Annotated in this window: 19 protein-coding genes; 8 read left to right on the top strand and 11 right to left on the bottom strand. The window is 57.2% G+C overall.

Annotated features, from left to right (window positions below; all coding sequences use genetic code 11):
- Positions 1 to 107 precede the first annotated feature (107 nt).
- The 6 genes from creC to bioD all read right to left on the bottom strand — a co-directional run bounded on the left by creC (position 108) and on the right by bioD (position 5,868).
- The gene (creC, locus tag ACXAFI_RS17125) at positions 108 to 1,532 is read right to left on the bottom strand and encodes a two-component system sensor histidine kinase CreC (RefSeq protein WP_475109726.1); all 1,425 of its coding nucleotides are present in this window, start codon (positions 1,530 to 1,532) and stop codon (positions 108 to 110) included.
- A 1-nt stretch (position 1,533) separates the two neighbouring features.
- Entirely contained in the window at positions 1,534 to 2,220 is a 687-nt protein-coding gene (creB, locus tag ACXAFI_RS17130; RefSeq protein WP_475109727.1) for a two-component system response regulator CreB, read from the bottom strand.
- A gap of 59 nt (positions 2,221 to 2,279) precedes the next feature.
- A complete protein-coding gene (locus ACXAFI_RS17135; protein WP_475109728.1) occupies positions 2,280 to 2,948 on the bottom strand; it encodes a nitroreductase family protein in 669 nt (222 codons plus the stop codon).
- Positions 2,949 to 2,958: 10 nt separating this feature from the next.
- A complete protein-coding gene (locus ACXAFI_RS17140; RefSeq protein ID WP_152450928.1) occupies positions 2,959 to 3,150 on the bottom strand; it encodes a DUF3094 family protein in 192 nt (63 codons plus the stop codon).
- A 126-nt stretch (positions 3,151 to 3,276) separates the two neighbouring features.
- Positions 3,277 to 5,058, bottom strand: coding sequence for an acyl-CoA dehydrogenase C-terminal domain-containing protein (locus ACXAFI_RS17145; RefSeq protein ID WP_475109729.1), 1,782 nt, complete (start codon positions 5,056 to 5,058; stop codon positions 3,277 to 3,279).
- Positions 5,059 to 5,175: 117 nt separating this feature from the next.
- Positions 5,176 to 5,868, bottom strand: coding sequence for a dethiobiotin synthase (gene bioD, locus ACXAFI_RS17150; RefSeq protein ID WP_475109730.1), 693 nt, complete (start codon positions 5,866 to 5,868; stop codon positions 5,176 to 5,178).
- Positions 5,869 to 6,096: 228 nt separating this feature from the next.
- Here bioD and ACXAFI_RS17155 point away from each other — a divergent pair, with 228 nt between their 5' ends.
- On the top strand, positions 6,097 to 6,585 hold the full coding sequence (locus tag ACXAFI_RS17155; RefSeq protein ID WP_152450920.1) for a L,D-transpeptidase family protein: 489 nt from the start codon (positions 6,097 to 6,099) through the stop codon (positions 6,583 to 6,585).
- On the opposite strand, the gene bioC is transcribed toward ACXAFI_RS17155, so the two are convergent.
- The 3 genes from bioC to bioB are packed head-to-tail and all read right to left on the bottom strand — an operon-like array spanning position 6,576 to position 10,377.
- Positions 6,576 to 8,141 (bottom strand): malonyl-ACP O-methyltransferase BioC, encoded by a 1,566-nt coding sequence (gene bioC / locus ACXAFI_RS17160; protein ID WP_475109731.1) that lies wholly within the window; start codon positions 8,139 to 8,141, stop codon positions 6,576 to 6,578. The genes ACXAFI_RS17155 and bioC overlap by 10 nt on opposite strands.
- Positions 8,138 to 9,331, bottom strand: coding sequence for an 8-amino-7-oxononanoate synthase (bioF, locus tag ACXAFI_RS17165; RefSeq protein ID WP_475109732.1), 1,194 nt, complete (start codon positions 9,329 to 9,331; stop codon positions 8,138 to 8,140). Before bioF ends, bioC begins: the two co-directional genes overlap by 4 nt.
- Positions 9,328 to 10,377, bottom strand: coding sequence for a biotin synthase BioB (gene bioB / locus ACXAFI_RS17170; RefSeq protein WP_475109840.1), 1,050 nt, complete (start codon positions 10,375 to 10,377; stop codon positions 9,328 to 9,330). The genes bioF and bioB overlap by 4 nt, the downstream gene beginning before the upstream one ends.
- 162 nt (positions 10,378 to 10,539) lie before the next feature.
- Between bioB and ACXAFI_RS17175 the strand changes: the two genes are divergently transcribed.
- Entirely contained in the window at positions 10,540 to 11,229 is a 690-nt protein-coding gene (locus ACXAFI_RS17175; RefSeq protein ID WP_475109733.1) for a phosphoribosyltransferase family protein, read from the top strand.
- Between the two features lie 159 nt (positions 11,230 to 11,388).
- The gene (locus tag ACXAFI_RS17180) at positions 11,389 to 12,534 is read left to right on the top strand and encodes a beta-ketoacyl-ACP synthase III (RefSeq protein WP_475109734.1); all 1,146 of its coding nucleotides are present in this window, start codon (positions 11,389 to 11,391) and stop codon (positions 12,532 to 12,534) included.
- A gap of 59 nt (positions 12,535 to 12,593) precedes the next feature.
- Here the strand turns inward: ACXAFI_RS17180 and ACXAFI_RS17185 are convergent, their stop codons facing one another.
- Positions 12,594 to 13,145 (bottom strand): PadR family transcriptional regulator, encoded by a 552-nt coding sequence (locus ACXAFI_RS17185; protein ID WP_475109735.1) that lies wholly within the window; start codon positions 13,143 to 13,145, stop codon positions 12,594 to 12,596.
- Between the two features lie 242 nt (positions 13,146 to 13,387).
- Between ACXAFI_RS17185 and alaE the strand changes: the two genes are divergently transcribed.
- The 5 genes from alaE (at position 13,388) to ppc (ending at position 19,969) form a co-directional block, all read left to right on the top strand.
- Positions 13,388 to 13,891, top strand: coding sequence for an L-alanine exporter AlaE (alaE, locus tag ACXAFI_RS17190; protein ID WP_444920841.1), 504 nt, complete (start codon positions 13,388 to 13,390; stop codon positions 13,889 to 13,891).
- 47 nt (positions 13,892 to 13,938) lie between these two features.
- A complete protein-coding gene (locus tag ACXAFI_RS17195) occupies positions 13,939 to 14,634 on the top strand; it encodes an aspartate/glutamate racemase family protein (protein WP_475109736.1) in 696 nt (231 codons plus the stop codon).
- Positions 14,635 to 15,018: 384 nt separating this feature from the next.
- A complete protein-coding gene (locus ACXAFI_RS17200; RefSeq protein WP_475109737.1) occupies positions 15,019 to 16,392 on the top strand; it encodes an ATP-binding response regulator in 1,374 nt (457 codons plus the stop codon).
- A 128-nt stretch (positions 16,393 to 16,520) separates the two neighbouring features.
- Positions 16,521 to 16,889, top strand: coding sequence for a DUF4870 family protein (locus ACXAFI_RS17205; protein WP_152450902.1), 369 nt, complete (start codon positions 16,521 to 16,523; stop codon positions 16,887 to 16,889).
- Between the two features lie 416 nt (positions 16,890 to 17,305).
- Positions 17,306 to 19,969 (top strand): phosphoenolpyruvate carboxylase, encoded by a 2,664-nt coding sequence (gene ppc / locus ACXAFI_RS17210; protein ID WP_475109738.1) that lies wholly within the window; start codon positions 17,306 to 17,308, stop codon positions 19,967 to 19,969.
- Positions 19,970 to 20,070: 101 nt separating this feature from the next.
- Here ppc and ACXAFI_RS17215 read toward each other — a convergent pair whose 3' ends face one another.
- On the bottom strand, positions 20,071 to 21,318 hold the full coding sequence (locus ACXAFI_RS17215; protein ID WP_475109739.1) for a DUF945 family protein: 1,248 nt from the start codon (positions 21,316 to 21,318) through the stop codon (positions 20,071 to 20,073).
- Positions 21,319 to 21,505: the final 187 nt, after the last annotated feature.

The raw sequence follows: 21,505 nt of genomic DNA on the forward strand, positions 1-21,505 counted from the left end.
TCCAATTTCGATAACCTCAGTCTGAGCTGCGAATATGGATTGCCGATGGAGGCAATATGGAAAGTCTGGGGAGATTGTGTGGGGCCAGAGGAAAGGAACCTTACCCATCAGGCAGCGGGCAAATTCAGACTGACCTCAACGCCACCCGGCACATTGCGGATCGACAGAGTACCGCCGTGTAACTCCGCCACCTCCTCAACAAAATTGAGCCCCAGTCCAGTACTCTTACGCCCGCCACCAGGACGTGGCAGCGAATAAAAACGTTCGGTAAGGCGCGTTAAAGCATACTCCGGGATCGCCTCGCCCTGATTGAACAGGCGCACAGTGATCCGTTCACCACAGCGCTCGGCTTTGATGCGAATCAGGCCACCATCCGGGGTAAAATCCAGCGCGTTGTCCAGTAGGTTGGCCAAAGCCTGCCGCAGCAGAAAGCGCTCACCGTACAGCTGCAGTGCCGGTGCCAGCTCTTGCTCCACACACAGCTGAGCGGCGTCGATTCGCGCTCGCTGAGCCTCGATCAGCTCCTCCACGAGCGGTGCCAGTGGGATCGCCACCCGCTCTTCCAGCCCCTGACGCTGCTCCACCTGGGCCAGATGCAGCAGCCGCTCGCTCAACTGTTGCAGACGCGCGGCCTCCCGCTGGATATTGCCCACAAAGCGTTGGTACTGTTCGGCAGGCATATCGCTATCGAGCAATTCGGCGGCGCCGCGAATAGCCGCCAAGGGGCTCTTTAATTCATGGGTCAGGGTGTGCACATAGCGCTCCACATAGTCCCTACCCTCAAGTTCGCTGCGCATCTGCTCCACCGCCACGGCTAACTGCCCCAATTCGCCACTGGGCAACCGCGGCGGTTTTACCCTCTGGCCCGCACTGGCGGCTTGAGCATAATCGGTCAGTTTCCCCAGGGAGCGGCTGAGCCACCAAGACAGCAATGCGCCCACCAGTAAACCGAGTACAACCAGCCCAGATCCCAACCAAATCAAGCGCCGCTGCGAGCGCTCGATATAGGGCTGCAGGGTTTGATTGGGCTTGGCCACCGAAACCACGCCGATAATCCGCTCGCCGTCACGGATTGGTGCCGCCACATACATGACAGAAGAATCAGGATTATTGGGGTCTTCGCGGGTGGATCGGGCACCGTAATCGCCGCGCAGTGTCAGATAAACATCGTTCCAACGGGAGTAATCCCGCCCCACCGCGAGGCCACTGGAGTCGAGCAGTACTGTGCCGCTGGCATCGGTGACATAGATGCGGTGATTGACCTGGCTCTTGGTATGCCCCCAGATACTCGCCTCGGGCCGGCGGCGACCGTAGGCTTCGAGCACTTCGGGTAAGTGGCTCTGGGCCAGGTTACCGGCGATGACTGGGTCACGCAGAATTTCCGCCAGCAGGTTGGCGGTATCCACCAGGGTCTCCTCGGTGGACTGACGCACACCGGGGCGGATCTCATCCATCACCGTGCTCAACACAAACCAACCGGCCAGCCCGACAAACAGGAAATAGACGGCAAAAATGCGCACCCCGAGTGGCATATTATTGCTCCGGGCAGCAGCTGTATCCCAAGCCGCGGTGGGTCTGGATTGGTTTGGAGTCCGGCGCTATCTCGCGTATTTTTGCCCGCAGCCCTTTGATATGGCTGTCGATATTCCGTTCATACCCCACTTCCAAAGCCACCCCCAAAGCATCGAGCAATTGTGCGCGGGAAAACACCCGTCCGGGCTGGGCCAGTAAAGTTTCCAAAAGGCAATATTCGTGGTGAGTCAGGGGCAATAACTGTTCATGGAAATGAATTTGGTAACTCGCTGGATCGATACGGAATGGGCCTTTGGGCTCCGGCAGCTCAGCTCTTTCAGTGCGTGGCGCCATCCGTTTGAGGATCGCTTTTACCCGCGCCGCCACTTCCCGCGGGCTGAAAGGTTTCACCACATAATCGTCGGCGCCAATTTCGAGCCCCACGACTCGGTCTATTTCCCCGTTGCGCGCGGTGAGAAAAATCACCGGCACCTCGGAGAAGCGACGCAGCTGCTTACAGGCTTCGAAGCCACTGATATCCGGCAGCCCCACATCCAGAATCACCAAGTCGAAAGGCTCACTTTCGAGTAGTGCCAACGCCTCGCCGGAAAGCGTAACCCAATGGGTGGTAAAGCCCTCGGCTTGCAGCGCGTAAATCAGGGTATCGGCTATTGCGCCTTCGTCCTCGACGATCAATATTCTTGGCATGGAACCCTAAGCTCAAATTCCACCAGTGTATCTATTTTTACCGCTCGGAAAGTGCTCACTCAAATAAAATCAGCAATTTCATCCAAGGGTTTTCTGGCGATAGCCGGCACCTGAGCACCCTCGGCGGGCAGCCCAGCCACCAGAATCATATAGGGCTTTTCCTGTACGGGGCGGCCGAGAATTTCATTGAGAAATTTCATTGGGCTGGGGGTGTGAGTCAGGGTCGCCACACCAGCATTGTGCAGGGCGGCAATCAACATGCCCGTGGCGATACCCACCGATTCCGCGGTGTAATAGTTTTTTAATCGTTCACCATTTTCCGCATTGGAAAACTTCTTCAGAAAAATTGCGATCAGGTAAGGGGCGGTTTCCAGGAAGGGCTTGTGCGCATCGGTGCCCAGGGGTTCCAGTGCGTTGAGCCACTCCTCCGAGGCGCGACGCTGGTAAAACTCACGCTCCTCTTCTTCCGCCGCCAGGCGAATACGGCGTTTAATCTCAGCATTTCCAACAACGACAAAATGCCACGGCTGCCTATTGGCCCCGCTGGGAGCACTACCGGCTGCACGCACGGCGTCTTCGATAACCTCACGGGGCACCGGTTTGTCCGAAAAATCCCTTACCGAGCGGCGCCGGCGCATCAAACGGAAAAACTCCCCTGCGCGACGGCGCATCTCATCCTCGCCAAGGTAGGTAAAGTTCAGGGGCTGGAAAGTTTTATCGGGCACCATAGTAAGCCCTTTAAACCACGCCTTTGGTCTGTGCGACCAATACGCTAATTAATGACAACAGGGTTAGCACCACCAGTAACATGACAAACAGCAACCAGGGGCGGAAGGGTTTGCGCTCCACCTGATTCACACCGCTCTGCAGATACTGATCGACCCGGGCCTGGTCTTCCTCGGAGAGTTTCTTTTGAGAGATATCGGTCATTGGCTGTTTCGCTCTTTATTGTTATTCCCTGAATGTTTATGACCCGAGTGTAGGAGAAAGCGAAAAACGACTCCATAAAAAAAGCCCCGCTTTGCGGGGCTTTTTTAAAGTCCGGTGAAAGGGCTGTTAGAACAGCTCCTCCTCCAGATCCATCAGCGTGGCGCTGCCGGCGTTTACACTGCCGGCCAGTGCCTGGGTGCGCGGCAGTAAGCGCGCAAAGTAGAAGCGTGCAGTTTTCACCTGGCCCTTGTAGAAGCTGTCCGCCTCCTGCTTGTCCAGCGCTACTGCAACCACCTTGGCCCACATAAAGGCGTAGGCCACATAGCCAAACAGGTGCAGGTATTCCACCGAAGCTGCACCCGGCGCGTGGGGGTCTTCCTTGGTGGCTGCGATCATCTTCTCGGTGGCCTCGCGCAGGCGCTGCAACTCGACTGCCAGCGGCTGTACAAACTCCGCCATCGCCTCGCGATCAACCTGGCTTTCGATAAACTTCTGTACGTCCGCGGCAAACAGCTCGAACAGAGCGCCACCGCTGGCGACGGTCTTGCGGCCCACCAGGTCCAGTGCCTGAATACCATTGGTGCCTTCGTAGATCTGAGTGATACGCACATCGCGCACCAGCTGCTCCTGGCCCCACTCGCGGATATAGCCGTGGCCGCCGAAGACCTGCTGGCCGATTACGGTGCAGTCGAGGCCCATATCGGTGGTGAAGGCTTTGGCCACGGGAGTCAGCAACGCCACCATAGCCTCGGCGTTTTTCTTCTCTTCACCTTCGCCGAACTTGGAGATATCCAGCCACTGTGCCACGTAGGTGGATAGGGCGCGACCGCCGCCGACCAGCGCTTTCTGGGTGAGCAGCATACGGCGCACATCGGGGTGCACGATAATCGGGTCGGCCGCTTTTTCGGGCTGCTGGGCACCGGCAGGGGAACGGCTCTGGATACGATCACGGGCGTATTCCAGGGCGTTCTGGTAGGAGCGATCAGAGGCGCCGAGGCCCTGGATACCCACACCCAGGCGCTCGTAGTTCATCATGGTAAACATAGCGGCGAGGCCCTTGTTCTCCTCACCCACCAGCCACCCCTGGGCACCGTCGAAATTCATCGCACAAGTAGCGGAGGCTTTAATGCCCATCTTGTGCTCGATGGAACCGCAATTAACGTTATTGCTCTCACCGACGCTGCCGTCTTCGTTCACCTTGTACTTCGGCACCAGGAACAGGGAGATGCCTTTAGGGCCCTTGGGTGCGTCCGGCAGCTTGGCCAGTACCAGGTGAATAATATTTTCGGACAAGTCCTGGTCGCCGCCGGTGATAAAGATCTTGCTGCCGCTAATGCTGTAGCTGCCGTCTTCGCGGGGCTCGGCCTTGGTGCGGATAATGCCCAGATCGGTGCCGGCGTGAGGCTCGGTCAGGTCCATAGCACCGGCCCAGGTGCCCTCGTACATTTTGGGCAGGAATTTCTGTTTCAGTTCTTCACTGGCATGGGCATCGATTGCCAGACAGGCACCGTTGGTCAGTACCGGGTAGAGCGCGAAGGAGATATTGGAGGCATTGATCATTTCCTCAACCTGGGCACCCAGCATCTTCGGCATACCCATGCCGCCGTACTCCGGGTTGCCCAACAGCGCGCCCCAGCCGCCCTCACAGAAAGTGGCGTAGGCTTCTTTGAAGCCCGCGGGGGTGGTCACAACGCCTTCGTTCCAATGGCAACCCTCTTCGTCACCGCTGCGGTTGATCGGGTCCAGGGTGTTGGAAGCCAACTTGGCCATCTCTTCGAGAATCGCATCTGCGGTTTCGCGATCCACAGCTCCGGCCAATCCGGGCAGTTCCGCCCAGAGTTTTTCCGCAGCAAATACTTCGTGCAGCAGGAAGTTCATCTCCCGCAGTGGCGCCTTGTAGTCGGCCATGCTCCCGGTCCTCATTCAGATGTTTCAAACGCTTGTTTGAATCTAGGGCCGAAGGCGTACAAAGTCAACTGGTTTGGGCCCTCACAGGGCCCGGTTGCAAAGGCTTATGCGGGTGCTTTAAGCGGGCAGCAGCGGGCGGATATCCAGGTGTTGTGCCGCTTCGCGGTAATCCCGCGACTCGCTGTGGGGCACCACACCGAGCAGTGGCGCCGGCAGCAGGGCCTCGAGGGTGGCCAGGTTTTCCTCGGCCCGCGCCATGCCCGGACGGACGAAGTTGGCCACCCAACCCGCCAGAGGCAGACCATCGTGGCGGATGGCCTCGGCGGTCAGTAATGCGTGGTTGATACAACCCAGCTGCATGCGCACCACCAGAATCACCGGGGTGTTCAACTCCCGCGGCAGTTGCGACAAAAAGGCCCTCGGACCCAGCGGTGTGCGCCAGCCGCCGGCGCCCTCAATCAACACCAGGTCGGCACCGGCACACATCACACCGCGGCAGACTCCTGCCATGCGCGATACATTGAGCTGCTTGCCCGCCTCTATGGCGGCGATATGGGGGGCAATTGCCGGCTCCAATGCAAAAGGGTTCACCTGCTGGTAAGGCAGCTGCAAGGTCATCGCCTCCTGTAATAGCAGGGCATCCTCATTGCGCAGTCCGTGTTCAGTTTGCTCACAACCGGAGGCCACCGGTTTTACCGCTGCGGTTTGCACTCCCACGTTCGCGGCCGCTGTGAGTAGGGCAGCGCTGACAAAGGTCTTGCCCACTTCGGTATCGGTACCGGTTACAAAATAACTTCTGCCCAAGGCCAAGGCCTCCCCTATTCAAAAAGTTCAAATTTTTTCTTGTGGTGACTTTTCACGCCAGTCACTTGATGATAATTTAGCCGTGTAGCGCAGATTTTGAACAAATCAAGCCAAGCACTGATAACAAAGGCACGGGGCCGCGCTCACAAAATAATTCCCTCAAAAGGGGAAACTGCTCTGCAGGGACGCGGGAAATCTCGAAATAACTGAAAACATTCAAGCAGCTTAGAGACCATGCGATACCTGACTCTTGCCCTATTGCTGGCGATGCCTCTGTTCGCCTCAGCAAAAGTAACTCCTGTCGATCATGTTGTTGTGTACAAGTCGAAGAAGCTGATGCAGCTGATTCGCGACGGCCGGGTGGTGAAAAGCTACACCGTCTCCTTCGGCGACAACCCCAGAGGACACAAGGTCCGCGAAGGGGATGAACGCACCCCCGAAGGGCGCTACACCCTCGACTGGAAAAACCCCAACAGCCGTTTCTACCGCTCTATTCATGTGTCCTATCCAAATAAACAGGACCGTGCGCGGGCAGCCAAAATGGGGGTCAGCCCCGGCGGCGATATCATGATCCACGGCATCAAACCCGAGTGGTCCTATATGGAGAGGCACCTGCGCCGCAACAACTGGACCGATGGCTGTATCGCGGTGGCCTCCAACCGGGAGATGGACGAGATCTGGGCGCTGGTGAAAACCCCAATCCCTATCGATATCTACCCCTGATCGGGTGCACAGGCCAGCTTCATATAGATGACTTCATAACTCACAGGCAGCCCTTCGGGCTGTCTGAGGTTTTCATAGGCTTCTGCCAATTGCTGTAACCTGGCACGCCCGGTCATCCCCCGCTTGGCGGCGCGATTAATATTGTGTGCCCCCACGCCTTTTAATTCCTTCATCAGCTGGCGCAGACTATCGAAATAGAACAGACGCCGCTCGTCGAGCACATCACCATTTAACTGTGATTGCGCCGCCGCCTCTCGCCACTTGGCCCGCGGTAGGAAGCGATTGACGTGCACATCGCCATCCAACTGGGCCCAGCTGCTGCGCAGCTCTGCCAGGGTACCCGGCCCCAGCGTCGCCACCAGGCAGTGCCCCTCCGGGGAAAGTACCCGGCGCAACTCGGCAAACAGCTGCGGTAAGCGATAGCACCACTGCAGCGCCATGCTGGAGAAAACCAGATCCACAGTGCCCTCTGCCAGGGGCAGCTGTTCCGCATCTGCGGCAATATAATCATCTGCCTCGGGGCGCTCTGTGCGGGCGTAACGCAACATATCTTCCGCCAGATCCAGGGCGATAATCCGCGCCTCGGGAAAATGCTGGCGCAGTAACTCACTGCCGAAACCGGTGCCGCTGCCCAGATCGACAATAGTGCGCGGCGCCCAGTGGCGATCCGCCATTTTCATCAGCTGCCGACACACCGCTCTCTGTATATGCGCGCAGTCGTCATAGCTGGTGGCGGCGCGGCCAAAAGAGCGCGCCACCGCAGATTTATCGAAAGGTTCGGAAGTACCGCTATCAGGTGGGGACAAGTTCTCGACAAAATGCCGCAAACGCTCCGCCACTTGGCGCGGCTGGGATAAATGCGGTTTATGGCCACAGCCGTCAAACACTTCTACCGATGCACCACAGCCCTGAATTTCCTCTACGGCAGTTTGGGGCACCAGGGCATCCTGCTTACCAAATAGATGCAGTGTGGGGACTTCGAGTGTCTGCAGTAGTTGACGATTATCCAGGTCTGCCAGGCAGTCCAGGGCCCGCGTCCAGGCTTCGACATTGATATTGGGCTTGCGCTCTTTTAGCTGCTTGAGCAGGTCGCGCATGGCTATATCACCATGGGACTGCAGGGCACAAAAGCGCTCCCAGATTGCGTAGGGATCCTGCACAAAGGCTTTGCGAAATCTCTCAAAAACACGCCGCTGCATACCCGGCCAGTTGTCCCGCTCCACAAAACAGGCATTGGCGGAGATAGTGACAACACCGAGGATTTTTTTTTGTCCCTGCCTGGCCGCCAACTGCAGGGCCAACATGCCGCCGAGGGAGTGCCCAATCAGAACACAGTTGTTGGGTAGCTCTTTATACAGCTGCTGTAAAAGTGTCTCTAGTTGTGGCCAGGGCTCGTTGCTGCGCTCCCCACACCCCGGTAACTCGATACAAGTCAGGGGCTGTGCCAGCTGTTCATGTACAGCTTCAAGTAGCGGCTGCCAGGGCCCGTTATCTCCGCCCCAGCCATGCAGAAACACCAGGTTCTCTATTTGGATTTGGCTCTCTACCTCAGTCACGAAGGCACCGCCATTTTTTCCTGAAGCACCGCCAACAATGCGTCTATTAAGGCATCAATCTGGCTGTAACTATGGGAAGCACTCAGGGTGATTCTGAGGCGGGCGGTACCTGCAGGCACGGTGGGTGGGCGAATAGCGCCCACCAGAAAGCCACGCTGCTCCAACTGTGCGGACACAGTCATCACAGTTTCTTCACAGCCGAGCACAATTGGCTGAATCGCACTGGATGAATCCGTCAAAGGTAAATTCGCTTGCGCTGCACACCGGCGGAAATAAGTGATATTCGCCTGCAGACGCCGATTCAATTCGGGCTTACTGCGCATCAGTTTAATCGCAGCATTACAGCCTGACGCCACCGCTGGTGGCATACCGGTGGTATAGATATAGGGCCGTGCAAACTGCACCAAATAATCGATCAGCGCTTGCGAGCCGGCCACAAAGGCACCCGCATTGCCGGCGGCTTTGCCCAGGGTGCCCATCAGCACCGGCAGCGCATCCTGGCCGAGTCCAGCGGCTGCGCCACTGCCGGCGAGGGGCAGCTGTTCACTTCCCATCACTCCAAAGCCGTGGGCTTCATCCACCATCAACCAGGCGCTGAATTCCCGGCACAGGGCGGCTATGTCCGCCAGTGGGGCCAGATCGCCGTCCATACTGTAAACGCCATCTACCGCCACAAGGATATTGCCGCCTCTGTCGGCGGCCCGCTGTAGCTGACGGCGCAGGGCTCCCAGATCGCTGTGGGCGAAGCGCAAGCTGTTGGCGCCACACAAGCGTGCACCGTCAATGAGGGAAGCGTGGTTGAGCTTGTCGGAAATAACATTGTCAGCGCGTCCCAGCAGCGCACAGAGCGTGCCCACATTGGCCATATAGCCGCTGGAAAAAACCAGTGCGGCCTCGCGTCCGGTGGCTTCGGCAAGGCTCTGCTGCAACTGTTGGTGGACCTGGAGATGACCGTTGACCAGGTGGGAGGCGGTGGCACCGGCACCCAACTCGGCACCGGCCTGCTGGGCACGAATAACTTCTGAGTGGCTTGCCAACCCCAAATAATCATTGCTGCTGAACGTCAGCAACTCTCGCCCATCAACTACAGCAAGGGGGTTCGGGGCCGTTTCCAGTATTTTGATCTGGCGAAAGAGGTTGTCCCGGTGCCGCTCATCGAGACGCTGACGCAGGGTTTTATCCAGGGTCATTTGGCCGCATCGTAAAAGAAAGCGTCGTTTTGCTGCTCGGTAATCTGTGCGTTCAGCTCCGCTTCCACTGCGCTCTCATCAGCGTACTGCTGATACTCCTCCGGCTGGATACCCAGGCGGGAGAACAGCTGCATATCCTTGTTGGCCTCGGGGTTGGCGGTAGTCAGCAGCTTCTCGCCGTAGAAGATGGAGTTGGCGCCGGCGAGGAAAGCCATGGACTGCATTTCATCGCTCATCTGTTCGCGCCCGGCGGACAGGCGCACATGGGACTTGGGCATCATAATGCGCGCTACGGCGATGCAGCGAATAAATTCGAAGGGATCTAAGTCCTTTTCCTGCTCCAGCGGTGTGCCAGCCACTTTCACCAACATATTGATAGGCACCGACTCCGGGTGCTCGGGCAGGTTGGCCAGCTGCATTAGCAGGCCGGCGCGGTCCTTGTCGCCCTCGCCCATACCGACGATACCGCCGGCGCAGACTTTCATACCGGCAGCACGCACGCGCCCTAAGGTCTGCAGTCGATCCTGGTAGGTGCGGGTGGTAATAATCTCACCGTAGTACTCCGGCGAGGTATCCAAATTGTGGTTGTAGTAGTCGAGCCCGGCATCAGCTAATTCCTGCGCCTGGTCATCATTCAGCATGCCCAGAGTCATACAGGTTTCCATCCCCAACGCCTTCACTTCACGCACCATCTGGGTGACGTAGGGCATATCTTTTTTCTTGGGCGAGCGCCAGGCAGCGCCCATACAGAAACGGGTGGCACCACCGGCCTTGGCCGCGCGGGCTTCTTCCAGCACCTTCTCCACCCTCATCAACTTTTCCCTCTCCAGCCCGGTATCGTAACGGGCGCTCTGCGGACAGTAGGCACAGTCTTCCGGGCAGGCGCCGGTCTTGATGGAACAGAGGGTGCTGACTTGAACCCGATTGGGATCGAAGTGTGTCCGGTGAACCTGCTGCGCGGTAAACATCAGATCGCTAAACGGCATGGCGAAGAGATCCAGAACCTGCTGGCGAGTCCAGTCGTGGCGGATATCGGCGGCGGGCATGGTCTGGGCGGCGGTCACAGGCTTACTCTCTCTGTTGCTGGAGTTATTGTGCTGTTGTGTATTTGGGCGGGGGTGACTGCAATGGGCAGCAGTGGCAAACTCGACCAAACAGACTGGCCAGTTTAGCCAGGCACTATTCGCTGTCAACTCAGATACCATTTTATGGTTTACAGCCTGATGCCATCCCTACTCACCCGCCACCTGGCACGGTGCCTTTTATGCGGCGATAGAGCCGGTGAATTTGGTATCTGCACCAGCTGCACCCGGGAGCTGCCCTACCTGGGCCAGGCTTGTGAAAGCTGCGCATTGCCACTGGCCTCCAGCGCACGTCTTTGCCCCAGTTGTTTGCGCCAGCCGCCGCACTGCCAGCGGGTGCAGGCTGCCTGGCAATATGCCTATCCGGTAAACCAGCTGATTCAGCGTTTCAAGTACCAGCGCGATCTGGCTGCCGGTCATAGCCTGGCGCAACTAGCCGCCACCGTGATTACTCCCTGTAGTGATCCCCCCAATCTGCTCGTCCCCATTCCCCTGCACTGGCGCCGTTACTGGCAGCGTGGTTATAACCAGGCACAATTGATAGCGGCCGAACTGGGCCGGCAATGGCAACTGCCGGTGCGACCGCGCCTGTTACGTAAAACCGGCGCCACTCGCACCCAGTCCCAATTGCGCCGCCAGCAGCGTCTGCGCAACCTGCTGCAGAGTTTCGCCCTGCGCGAATCTGTTGAGGGAATGCATATCGGGCTGGTGGACGATGTATTGACCACCGGCGCCACCCTGGAGGCGGCGGCACAGAGACTCAAGGAAGCCGGCGCGCGCAAGGTCAGCGCCTTTGTTTTGGCCAGAACGCCATGACTCTTCGGCGCGACCGCAGATAGACCGACAGTCACAGAAGCGTCACAATACCTTGCCTTGCCGTTCTGGCACCAAAATCCCATACAAGCCGGCACTGCTAAGGTTTTATTTAGTGACTAATTGCTCGCAGGTGTTTTGCTGCGAGCCAGGGATTCAGCGATGAGTGAATACAAGTTGCCACGGGGCATTGTCATCAGCGGCACTGGCCTGTGGACCCCTCCAGAAGCGATCAGCAACGAAGAGCTGGTAGACGCCTACAATACCTACGCCACCCAGTACAACCTGGAGCACGCCCAGGCGATAGAGTCCGGCGAGCTGCAGCCCAAGCCGCAATCCTCAGCGGAATTTATCGAGAAAGCCTCCGGCATCAAGAGCCGCTATGTGGTAACCCGTGAAGGGATTCTCGATCCCGCGCGCATGCGCCCCTATATCCCTGAGCGCAACGACGACGACCTGTGTGTACAGGCGGAAATGGGTCTGAAAGCCGCCAAGCTGGCGCTGGAAAAAGCCAACAAGCAGGCCTCCGATGTGGACCTGGTGATTGTCGGCGCCTCCTACATGCAGCGCGCCTATCCGGCAATCGCCATCGAGATTCAGGGTGCCCTCGGCATCGACGGCTTCGCTTTCGATATGGAAGTGGCCTGCTCCTCGGCAACCTTCTCCCTGCAGCGCGCCGTGGATGCCATCTGCTCCGGCGCCGCGCGTACCGTGCTGGTAATCAACTCTGAACTGGCCTCACCACAGGTGGACTTCACCGATCGCGACAGCCATTTCATCTTCGGGGATGTGGCCGTGGCCAGCGTGATCGAGCGCCGCGAGACCTGCAACGTAGACAGCGCCTGGGAGATCCTCGGCACCAAGGCCAAGACTGTCTACTCCAACAATATCCGCTCTAACTTCGGCTATGCCGCGCGCGCCGCCGATGTGGACCCCTTCGGCCCCGGCAAGCTGTTCCGCCAGAACGGCCGCAAGGTGTTCAAGGAAGTCTGCCCCATGGCTGCCGCTCATATTGAGGAGCACCTGCGCGAGAGTGGTACCGATCCCCGCGAGGTGAGCCGTTACTGGCTGCACCAGGCCAACATCAACATGAATAACCTGATCGCCAAGAAACTGATGGGGGATGAGGCCAGCGAAGAGCGCGCCCCGGTAGTGTTGGATCGCTATGCCAATACCGCCAGTGCCGGCTCGGTCATTGCCTTCAACCTACACAGCGACGACCTTCAAGTGGGCGAGCGCGGAATCATCTGCTCCTTTGGCGCCGGCTACTCTATCGGCAGCCTGGTGGTGGAGAAGGTCGCTATCTAAGCCATTGAGCAAGAATTAATTCGCTCCAGACACAAAAAACCGGGCATCGCCCGGTTTTTTTAACTGTCCTCAACACATTTCTGCTCCAGTTGATGCAGCATGTTTTCCGCCCAACTGATCCAGGTCTTCTCCGCCTCTATACCCAGCAACAGAGTCTGGTGGGCCAACCAATAGCGCTCCTGCAGGGCTGGATCACTTTTCAACACCCGCTCATTTTGTTCCCGGTAGTTTTCCAGCAGCCCCCGATGTCTGTGCAACTGATCATTGAGAGCCGAGCGCAGTTCCTCTTGGCTCAAGTGGTGGCCGGCAAACATACGCACTAAGAAGGGCTCGCGAATCTTTTGCGGCGCCGCTGGCTGAATTACCCAGTCGCGCAGCTCCGCGCGGCCCTTGTCAGTGAGGCTGTAGACCTTCTTGTCCGGCTTGCCCTCTTGAGGCTGCTCCTCGCAATCCAGAAGCCCCTCATCATGTAGCTTGTGCAGTTCCCGATACATCTGTTGGTGGCTGGCGCTCCAGAAATGGGAAACACTGCGCTCGAAACGGCGCTTGAGGTCGTAACCGCTGCCGGGCTCTATATCCAGCAGGGTGAGTACGGCGTAGCGCAGGGACATGGTGGCTCCGGTTGGGGTTATGCAAAGAGTTGCATATTAACCTCTGGGGCGCCATCCTGGCCAGGCGACATGTTAAGCCAATAAGATAATTAGATTAATTTTCTAATAAATAGTAGGACGTTTATCTCGACAGACCTCACCAGTCGAGATGCAAGGCTAGCTTTTACGTGATTTGGAGATATAATCGCCGGCCTGCCGCCGTCGTGAGATAGCGATTTGAGGTTCAAGAGGTTGTCTTCTCCATGTCCGCGCCTGCATTAACACCATCTTCACCATCCGGCCCCGAAACCGAACCCAATACGCCGAACAATCGCCGCTGGGATTTCCTGCTGGATATCTTCGCCATGAACAGTTTTTCCTGGGCTGTGGCGATTCCCATCGAACTGGTGCTGGCCGGTATGAGCTGGAGTGAACACCTGAAAGTGCGTCTGATGGCGCTGGTGTTCAACACCCTGATCGCCCGCCCCTTCAGTGTCTACCGTAACTGGGTTGTGAACCGCTTTGGCGGCGGCGGCCCAATCAATGCCTATCTGGTGGACACCTTTGTATTCGTGAGCTTCCAGTTCCCCCTGTACATGGGCAATATGCATCTGGGCGGCGCCAGCTGGGACGAGATTGCCACCGCCAGTATCACGTTCATGTTGATCGCCGGTGCCCTCGGCGGCCCTTATGGAATTTATCTCGACTGGCTGCGCCGAGTGTGGATTAATAACGTCAGCCCCCTACTGGGCAAGAGAGCCTCTTAAAGAGGACGCTGACACTCGACTGAGCATTACGAGAGAGGAAAATCGCCGTGTTGACGCAGAACGCCATTGAAAAGAGTTCCATGACCATTGGCGTGGTCGCCGGCACCCCCACAGACACCCGCTTTGGCCTGGATTTCCTCGCCGCGCGCCAGCTGCGCGGCATCGGCCTGTCCCTGTCTGCCTCTCCCCAAGCACAGACGCAGCTACAGGCACTGGAGCGCGGCGCCCTCACCCAGCAGCTGATCGGCGCCATAGAGCAGCTGCACCAGGCTGGTGCCGAAGCCGCCATGATTTACTGTAACTCCCTATCCGGTGCAGTAGATATGGAAGCGGTCAAAGCCACCTCTCCCATTGAGGTGGTTTCCCCTCTGGAGGTTTACGCCGAACTCACTCAGCGCTACCGCAACTTTGGCCTGCTCGCCGCCAACTGTCAGAGCTGTGCCAATATCGAGCGGGAAATCCTCGAGCGCAACACAACCGCCAAGGTGATCGGCATCGGCAACCTTCAGATTGTCGAAGATATCGAGGACGGCCTCGCCGCCGAAATGATCGTGCGACAACACGCCCTGGATGACCTGGTAGCGGCACTGGTGAAAAGCGGCGTGCAGATCCTGATTCTGGGCTGCACTCATTTTGATTATTTTTATCGGGAGCTGCTCGCTCACTGTGACGGTATCCGCCTTTTCCTGCCTTCGGAGCGTATGCTACAGCTATTACAGGAACGCCTCCCCCAAGCCGCCTAATTCGATTCCAACATTATTAATTTGTCGCGTATTTTCTCGAAGGGCACCTGCTGCCTACCTCGGTAAAATACGCCTGCACCACAATAATTTCCCGCAAAATACGCCGATGTAATAGCGTGCAATTCTTCATTGCGAAGCTCATTCAAAATAATCCACTACGATTTATTGGCGCAATATTGCTTGGCTATTAGCGATAACAGTCATACCTATGACTGGATTCTCCACCGACAATCCCGCCGACACTAAAAAAATATCTCTTGTACACCGTGCCATATTGCAGTATCAAACGCTCTGATCTTTTCGGGAGTATCGATCAAAACCTACCGCGAAAATCACACTGCGGACTGCAGGATTTAGTCCGCCCTAACACAAGTGGTTATAAGGATGATAAAAGCCATTTCTTCTGGGGGATTGCCCTCTCGTCGTGTTTTTTTTCACGCTCTACCAGCCCGGGCACTACTATGCGGCTCAGTATTTATCTCCACTACTGCGCAAGCTTTTGAATTAAATGCCCTGCAACAACAAATTCCGATTTACTGGCTCGCCGCAGCGCTGGCGGTATTATTCATAGTTTGTGCTTTTACACTCAATAGACAGTTGAGACTAAGCAAACTGCGTCGAGAAAGTGCAGAGCGCGTCGATAATATCAGTGCGGAAAATAGTAATTTGTTTCAGCAGGTGCATAGTCGTAATAGTGAATTCCTCGCACTGGAAAAACAATTGGATGAAACCCGAGAAAGCCTCGAATTATTGCGACAGGAAAAATCCGATCTGCTCACCATAGTCCGCCACCAATTGCATCACCCCCTAGATACGCTGATGGGTACCCTCAATCTGATTGCGCGCAGTGAGGACAACAATATTAAAGCCCTGGTGGAAATCGGTAAGCGCCAGTTAAACGCCGCGCTCAAATCCTTGGACGACCTGCGCCAATTCGGCAAAGTGGAAACCGTCGAGCTGAAGCTTCCCAAAGAAATGCTTGGCAACACCGGCAGTGGTCTCGCCGTTCTATTGGTGGAAAATAACAAGCACGAATCCCTGCAGGCACCACTGGAAGCCATGGGCCACCATGTACAAAGGGAGTGCAATGGTATCGACGGCAGCAGCGCCGCCCTGCAGAAAAACTTTGACTTGATCCTAACCGACACCCATCTGCCGCTAATGGACGGCGTGGAAGCAGTGCGGGAAATTCGCCGCGAACGGGGCAATGATTTACCCATTTTCGCCCTGCTGCAATCAGCCAAGACCGGAGACAAGGAGCGCTATCAGGCCCGGGGTTTTACCGGCGTGCTGACCCACCCGATTGCCGATCGCCAGCTGATGCAACTGATGCAATGGGCCGCTCGACGTATCCAGGGAACTTCACCACAACAAAAAACGCGCCCAGCGCAGCTGCTCAATACCAACACCCTTTTACGCCAGCGGGACACCCTGGACCACCTATCCTTCGCCGAGCTGCTCAGTGACCGCAGCGCCACCCTACCCAAACGTATCACCGCACTCACCAGTGCCCTCACCGGCCGCCACTGGTTAGATGCTGAGAAACAGGCACAGGAGGTCGCCCGTGCCGCGGCGGAAGTAGGGCTCGACAGCGTGGCCACTCGTCTGCGCAGTCTCGCAGCGAATCTTTCTATCGATAGCGAACGGGAACACTGCCGTCAACAGCGCACCGAGTTACTGCAATTAATGCGTGAATCGGTGCGCCAGCTGAAGGCCTGGCGCGAGCGCAATGTACACACCGAGTGGGCGCTAAAATAATATGGGGTGTGGCGACATATTGGGCTATTCACCGACTGTCGCATAAAAACACCATTCCAGCGCAGCCAAGTTGAATTGCGCACTAGAGGCCACACATTATTTTGCAGAGTCCACAAGAGAATAAGGTTATGTCTGAGCAGTACCCCACGCGCTCCCAAGAGGCCCGCGAACAGAGTGGCCGCGACCTGGCCATCATGGTCTATTTGATCCAGGCCATCAGTCTGTTTACCGCGGTTCCTTTTTTTGTCGGCGTACTGATTAACTACTTCAAACGCAGCGATGTGCGCGGCACCTTGGCGGAATCCCACTTCCGCTGGCAGATTCGCACCTTCTGGTTCTGGTTGCTGTGGACTGTGGTCGGCTCCCTGACTTTTTGGATTTTTGGGCTCGGTTACGTGATTCTCGCCGTTAACTGGATTTGGGTCATTTACCGAGTCATCCGCGGCTGGTTGAGGTTGGCTGATCGCCGCCCCGCCTATGACCCTATGCACTATTAAAAATACATTTTTAAAAAGTGTCCCGCGCGCAAAATTGCACGCGGGTATTTTCATCCCTCGCATATCCGCGATTCCCCAGCTCTCTCTTATAAATTTCACTCACTTTTTAACAGTATATTTATAGGTTTCTCAGCGTTAATTTACCCTTGAGCGAAACCTAAAATATATATCCCCAACAATATTGAGCGGAGAAGGAAATTAGATAGCAGATAGAATTTTCCGAATTATATTTTTGTAACTACAGACTCACTTGAATTCCACTTATTACGCCGGCCAAGCTCTTTATTTTCCGTATTTAAAGGAGATTTAAAGAGACTCATTCTTCCCACTCTTTCTGAATGGCAGTACAGCCTCCGCCAAATTATGCGAAGATAAGCCAGTATTTTCACCGGATATTGCTAGGGAGAAAAAGGCTTGTGAGTCAGGATCAAAACACCCCGCTACGGGAGGATGTCCGCCTACTCGGCGAGGAGCTCGGTTCGGTGCTGCGTGAGCAGGCCGGTGACACGCTGTTCAATACCGTCGAAACCATTCGCCAGGTCGCGGTGGAGAGCCGCAGTACGGGAGAGATGCAGGTGGACCGCCTGCACCAGTTGCTGGACCCCCTCGACGATGACACATTGCTGGAAGTGGCCCGCGCCTTCAGCCAATTTCTCAATCTGGCCAATATTGCCGAACAACGCCACCGGGAGCGCCTACACCGCCAACACCAGCGCTTCTCCGGTGATCCCGATACAGACCGCGGCTTGCGTCAGGTTTTAGCGGAATTGAAGAGCGCCAAACGATCCCCCGCCGACATTCATACAACACTCCGAGAGCTCTCGGTAGAGCTAGTCCTCACCGCCCACCCCACCGAAGTTACCCGCCGCACCCTGATCCGCAAATACGACCATATCGCCGACCTCCTCTCCGCCCTGGACAGACCCGACCTCACCCAGGAGGAAGGTCGCGAGCTGCGCCGTCACCTGCACGAGCAAATACTCTCCGCCTGGAGTACCGATGAGATCCGCCGCGAAAGACCCACGCCGGTGGATGAGGCCAAGTGGGGCTTCGCCACCATCGAGCAGTCTCTGTGGCAGGCGGTGCCCCAGAGTATGCGCGCTATTGAGGCGGAGCTGGCCCTGGCGGAACTTCCCCCCATGCCCGACGACTGGGTGCCGATACGCTTTGCCTCCTGGATGGGCGGCGACCGCGACGGCAACCCCAATGTCACCGCAGGGGTAACCCGCAAAGTATTACTGCTGGCCCGCTGGATGGCTGCCGACCTTTTTTTGCGCGATGTGGATAACCTGCTGGCCGACCTATCCATGCACAAAGCCAGTGAGGAGTTACTGGAGCAAACCGGCCCAAGCCATGAGCCCTACCGGCTGATACTGCGTCGCGTGCGCCAGCGCCTACGCAATACCCTTGCGCAGATGGAGGCGCGTATCAACGGCGGTGAGATCACCACCAGTAAAGTATTTAACACTACTCAACAGCTGTTCGAGCCCCTCAGCCTAATCGACCGTTCCCTGCGCACCGTGGGTCTCTCCGCCATCGCTGATGGCCAGCTCAAAGATACCCTGCGCCGGCTCAACTGCTTCGGTATCACCCTGCTGCGCCTGGATATCCGCCAGGAATCTACCCGCCATGCAGATGCCCTCGATGCCATTACCCGCTACCTGGGGCTGGGCAACTACGCCAGCTGGGACGAACAGAGCAAGCTGGATTTCCTACTGGCCGAACTGGATAACCGCCGCCCGTTGGTCGATGAGGATTTCTACCATACGGATTTTTGCGATAGGGATGTGCGCGAGGTTTTAGAGACCTGCAAGGTGGTCGCCGAGCAGGGCCCCGAGGGGTTCGGTGCCTATGTGATTTCCATGGCGAAAAAGCCCTCCGACGTGCTGGCGGTCATGCTGCTGCAGAAAATCGCCGGTGTGCACCAACCCATGCGAGTGGTGCCGTTATTTGAAACTCTCGACGATCTCAACAATGCCGCCGAAACCATGAGCACCCTGCTCAATATTCCCCAATATAAGCAGCGCGTGCTGGAGGGGCAGGAGGTGATGATCGGCTACTCGGACTCCGCCAAGGACGCCGGTTTCCTCGGTGCGGCCTGGGCGCAATTCAGTACACAGGAAGCACTCACCAAGATTTTCCGCAACCACGGTATACCCCTGACGCTGTTCCACGGCCGCGGCGGTTCCATTTCCCGCGGCGGGTCCCCCACGCGAATGGCGCTGTTATCGCAACCACCGGGTTCGGTGGCCGGGCGCATCCGCGTGACCGAGCAAGGGGAGATGATCCGCTTCAAGTACGGCCGTCCGTCAGTGGCCGCCTACAACCTGGAGCAGTATGTGGCCGCCACCCTGGAGGCCACCCTGATGCCACCGGCACAGCCGCGCCCCGAATGGCGCCACCAGATGGAACGCCTCACCGAAGTCTCGGTACAGAGCTACCGCGAGGTGGTGCGGGACGATCCGGCCTTGGTCGCCTATTTGCGTACCGTCACCCCGGAGACTGAACTACGCCGCCTGGCCCTGGGCAGCCGCCCCGCAAAGCGCAAACCCGGCGGCGGTGTCGAAACCCTGCGCGCTATTCCCTGGGTTTTCGCCTGGACCCAGATGCGCCTGATGCTACCCGCCTGGCTCGGCACGGGCACGGCCCTGGAACACGCCCTGAAACAGGCTGACGAAGCCGACACATTGCGACAGATGAGTGCTGAGTGGCCCTTCTTCCAGGGCGTTGTGGATATGTTGGAAATGGTCCTGGCCAAATCTGACACTCGCGTCGCCTCCTGGTATGAGGAGCGCCTCACCGACAGCGAGGAACTGATCGAGCTCGGGGAAAGCCTGCGTGAGCGCCTGGCCCACACAGTAAGTGCCCTGCAACAGCTCACCGGCCGCGAAAGCCTACTGGACAACAACCCGGTGATGCGCTGGTCCATTCGCGTACGCGACCCCTACACAGATCCACTGCACCTGCTACAAGCCGAGCTGATGGCGCGCCTGCGCGAGCGGGAGAGCGACGCGGTGTTGGAAAGTGCCCTGATGGTGACGATTGCCGGCATCGCTGCAGGAATGCGCAATACCGGCTAATGCTGCTCCGGCTAACGCTGCTATTGATGGGTGAGTTACAGTCTTGAAAAAAATGGGACAACAAAAGGGAGAAGTTAGAACTTCTCCCCAAAACCCACTGATTAAAATTGCCCGGTCAGTGCCATCAGGAACAGGTCCGGTGGCAACTGCTGGCCATTCACTTCCAAGCGTCCACGATTGACCTCCAGGTGCATCTGCAGCTCATCATTATGCTCAATCAACAAACCGTATTCCCGCAACATCATCGCCTGGCCCACCAGCGGCGACTGCAGCAGAGCCGATTCCGCCGCACTCAGGGTCATGGTGCCCACCAGGGGCTTCAACCACTGGTTTAAGGCACTGCCGTTGCGATGACGCGGTGGGCGTTTCATCCCCTGCCAATGAATATCTGCATCGACCAGAACCGGGCCATTGCGGGACTCCACCGCCAGCTGTTGCTGCAGGCGCAGCGGTGGACGCATATCACTGGCCCAATTGCGCTCCGCCACCGGCAGCAGCACGCGCAGGTAATGCCCTAGGTCAGCGGCAGAAATCTTCGGTAAGGTCATCTGTTGGCGCGCGGAGGTGATGGGTGTGGCAGATTGGACACTGGGCAGCTGCAGATCGCTCACCACTTTAAGAGTCTGCGCCGCGAGCATTTCTACATCCAGTTCCAGAATAATATCTCGCAGCTCCACCGGGCCTGAGTCTGATTCTGCACGCAACAGTGACAAATAAAGCTGCGCCTTGCCGCCACGGCGGGGCTCTAACTGAAACTCTCCCTTGAGTGGTTCAGTAAATAATACCTCTACCCCGTCGCGCAGCTGGGTCAGGCTACCCAGATCGATTACCCCATCCAACACCGCGCCGCTGTAGTCCGTCGAAACCGCGATCTCTCCCCCTTCAAATTCCCACTGTGCAGTACCATCAGATTTCTTAAAGGGTTCCAGGCGCAGGGTATTGAGCACCCGGTTATCCGCCAAAACCAGGGTTTCCAAAACCAGTGGGCTGCTCTGTAAACGGCCATAGACACCCTCGAGCTGTGCTCGGAGCTCTGGATTTAGTTGCTCAAGATCGAGACGGGTCTCACTATAGATAACCCCCAGGCGTGGTCCACTGGAGGTCAACAGCAATGGACCATGATGAATCTCGGTGCGCAATTCAGTGGTGCCATTCTGTAACGCCACCTCGGTATTGGTTTCAGCCCCAAACCAACCGCGCTGGTAGCTGGTGGAATTACCCCCCTGTAACCTACTCAGTTGTTGCTTCCAGATCTCTTCCACCTTGGGACCAATAAAGCCCGGTGCCGCTAAGGCGGAAATCACCAATAAAACCAGAAGAATTAACAGGAGCCAACGCAAGAGTTTCATAAGAATCGGTCTAACAGCAGGATTTGCGCCGATGTTAGCAGATTATGAAGTTATTGGTGCGACAATGGTACCAAGGACCGAAGTCTCGATGAGTTCGATAGATCCTATGTGCTATTTCCTTCAACAGCACCAGAATAAACAACCAGGCATTGCCCCACTATCTTAGGAGGGCCTCTATCCGATAGGG

Source organism: Microbulbifer sp. ABH2_005, from assembly GCF_056160005.1.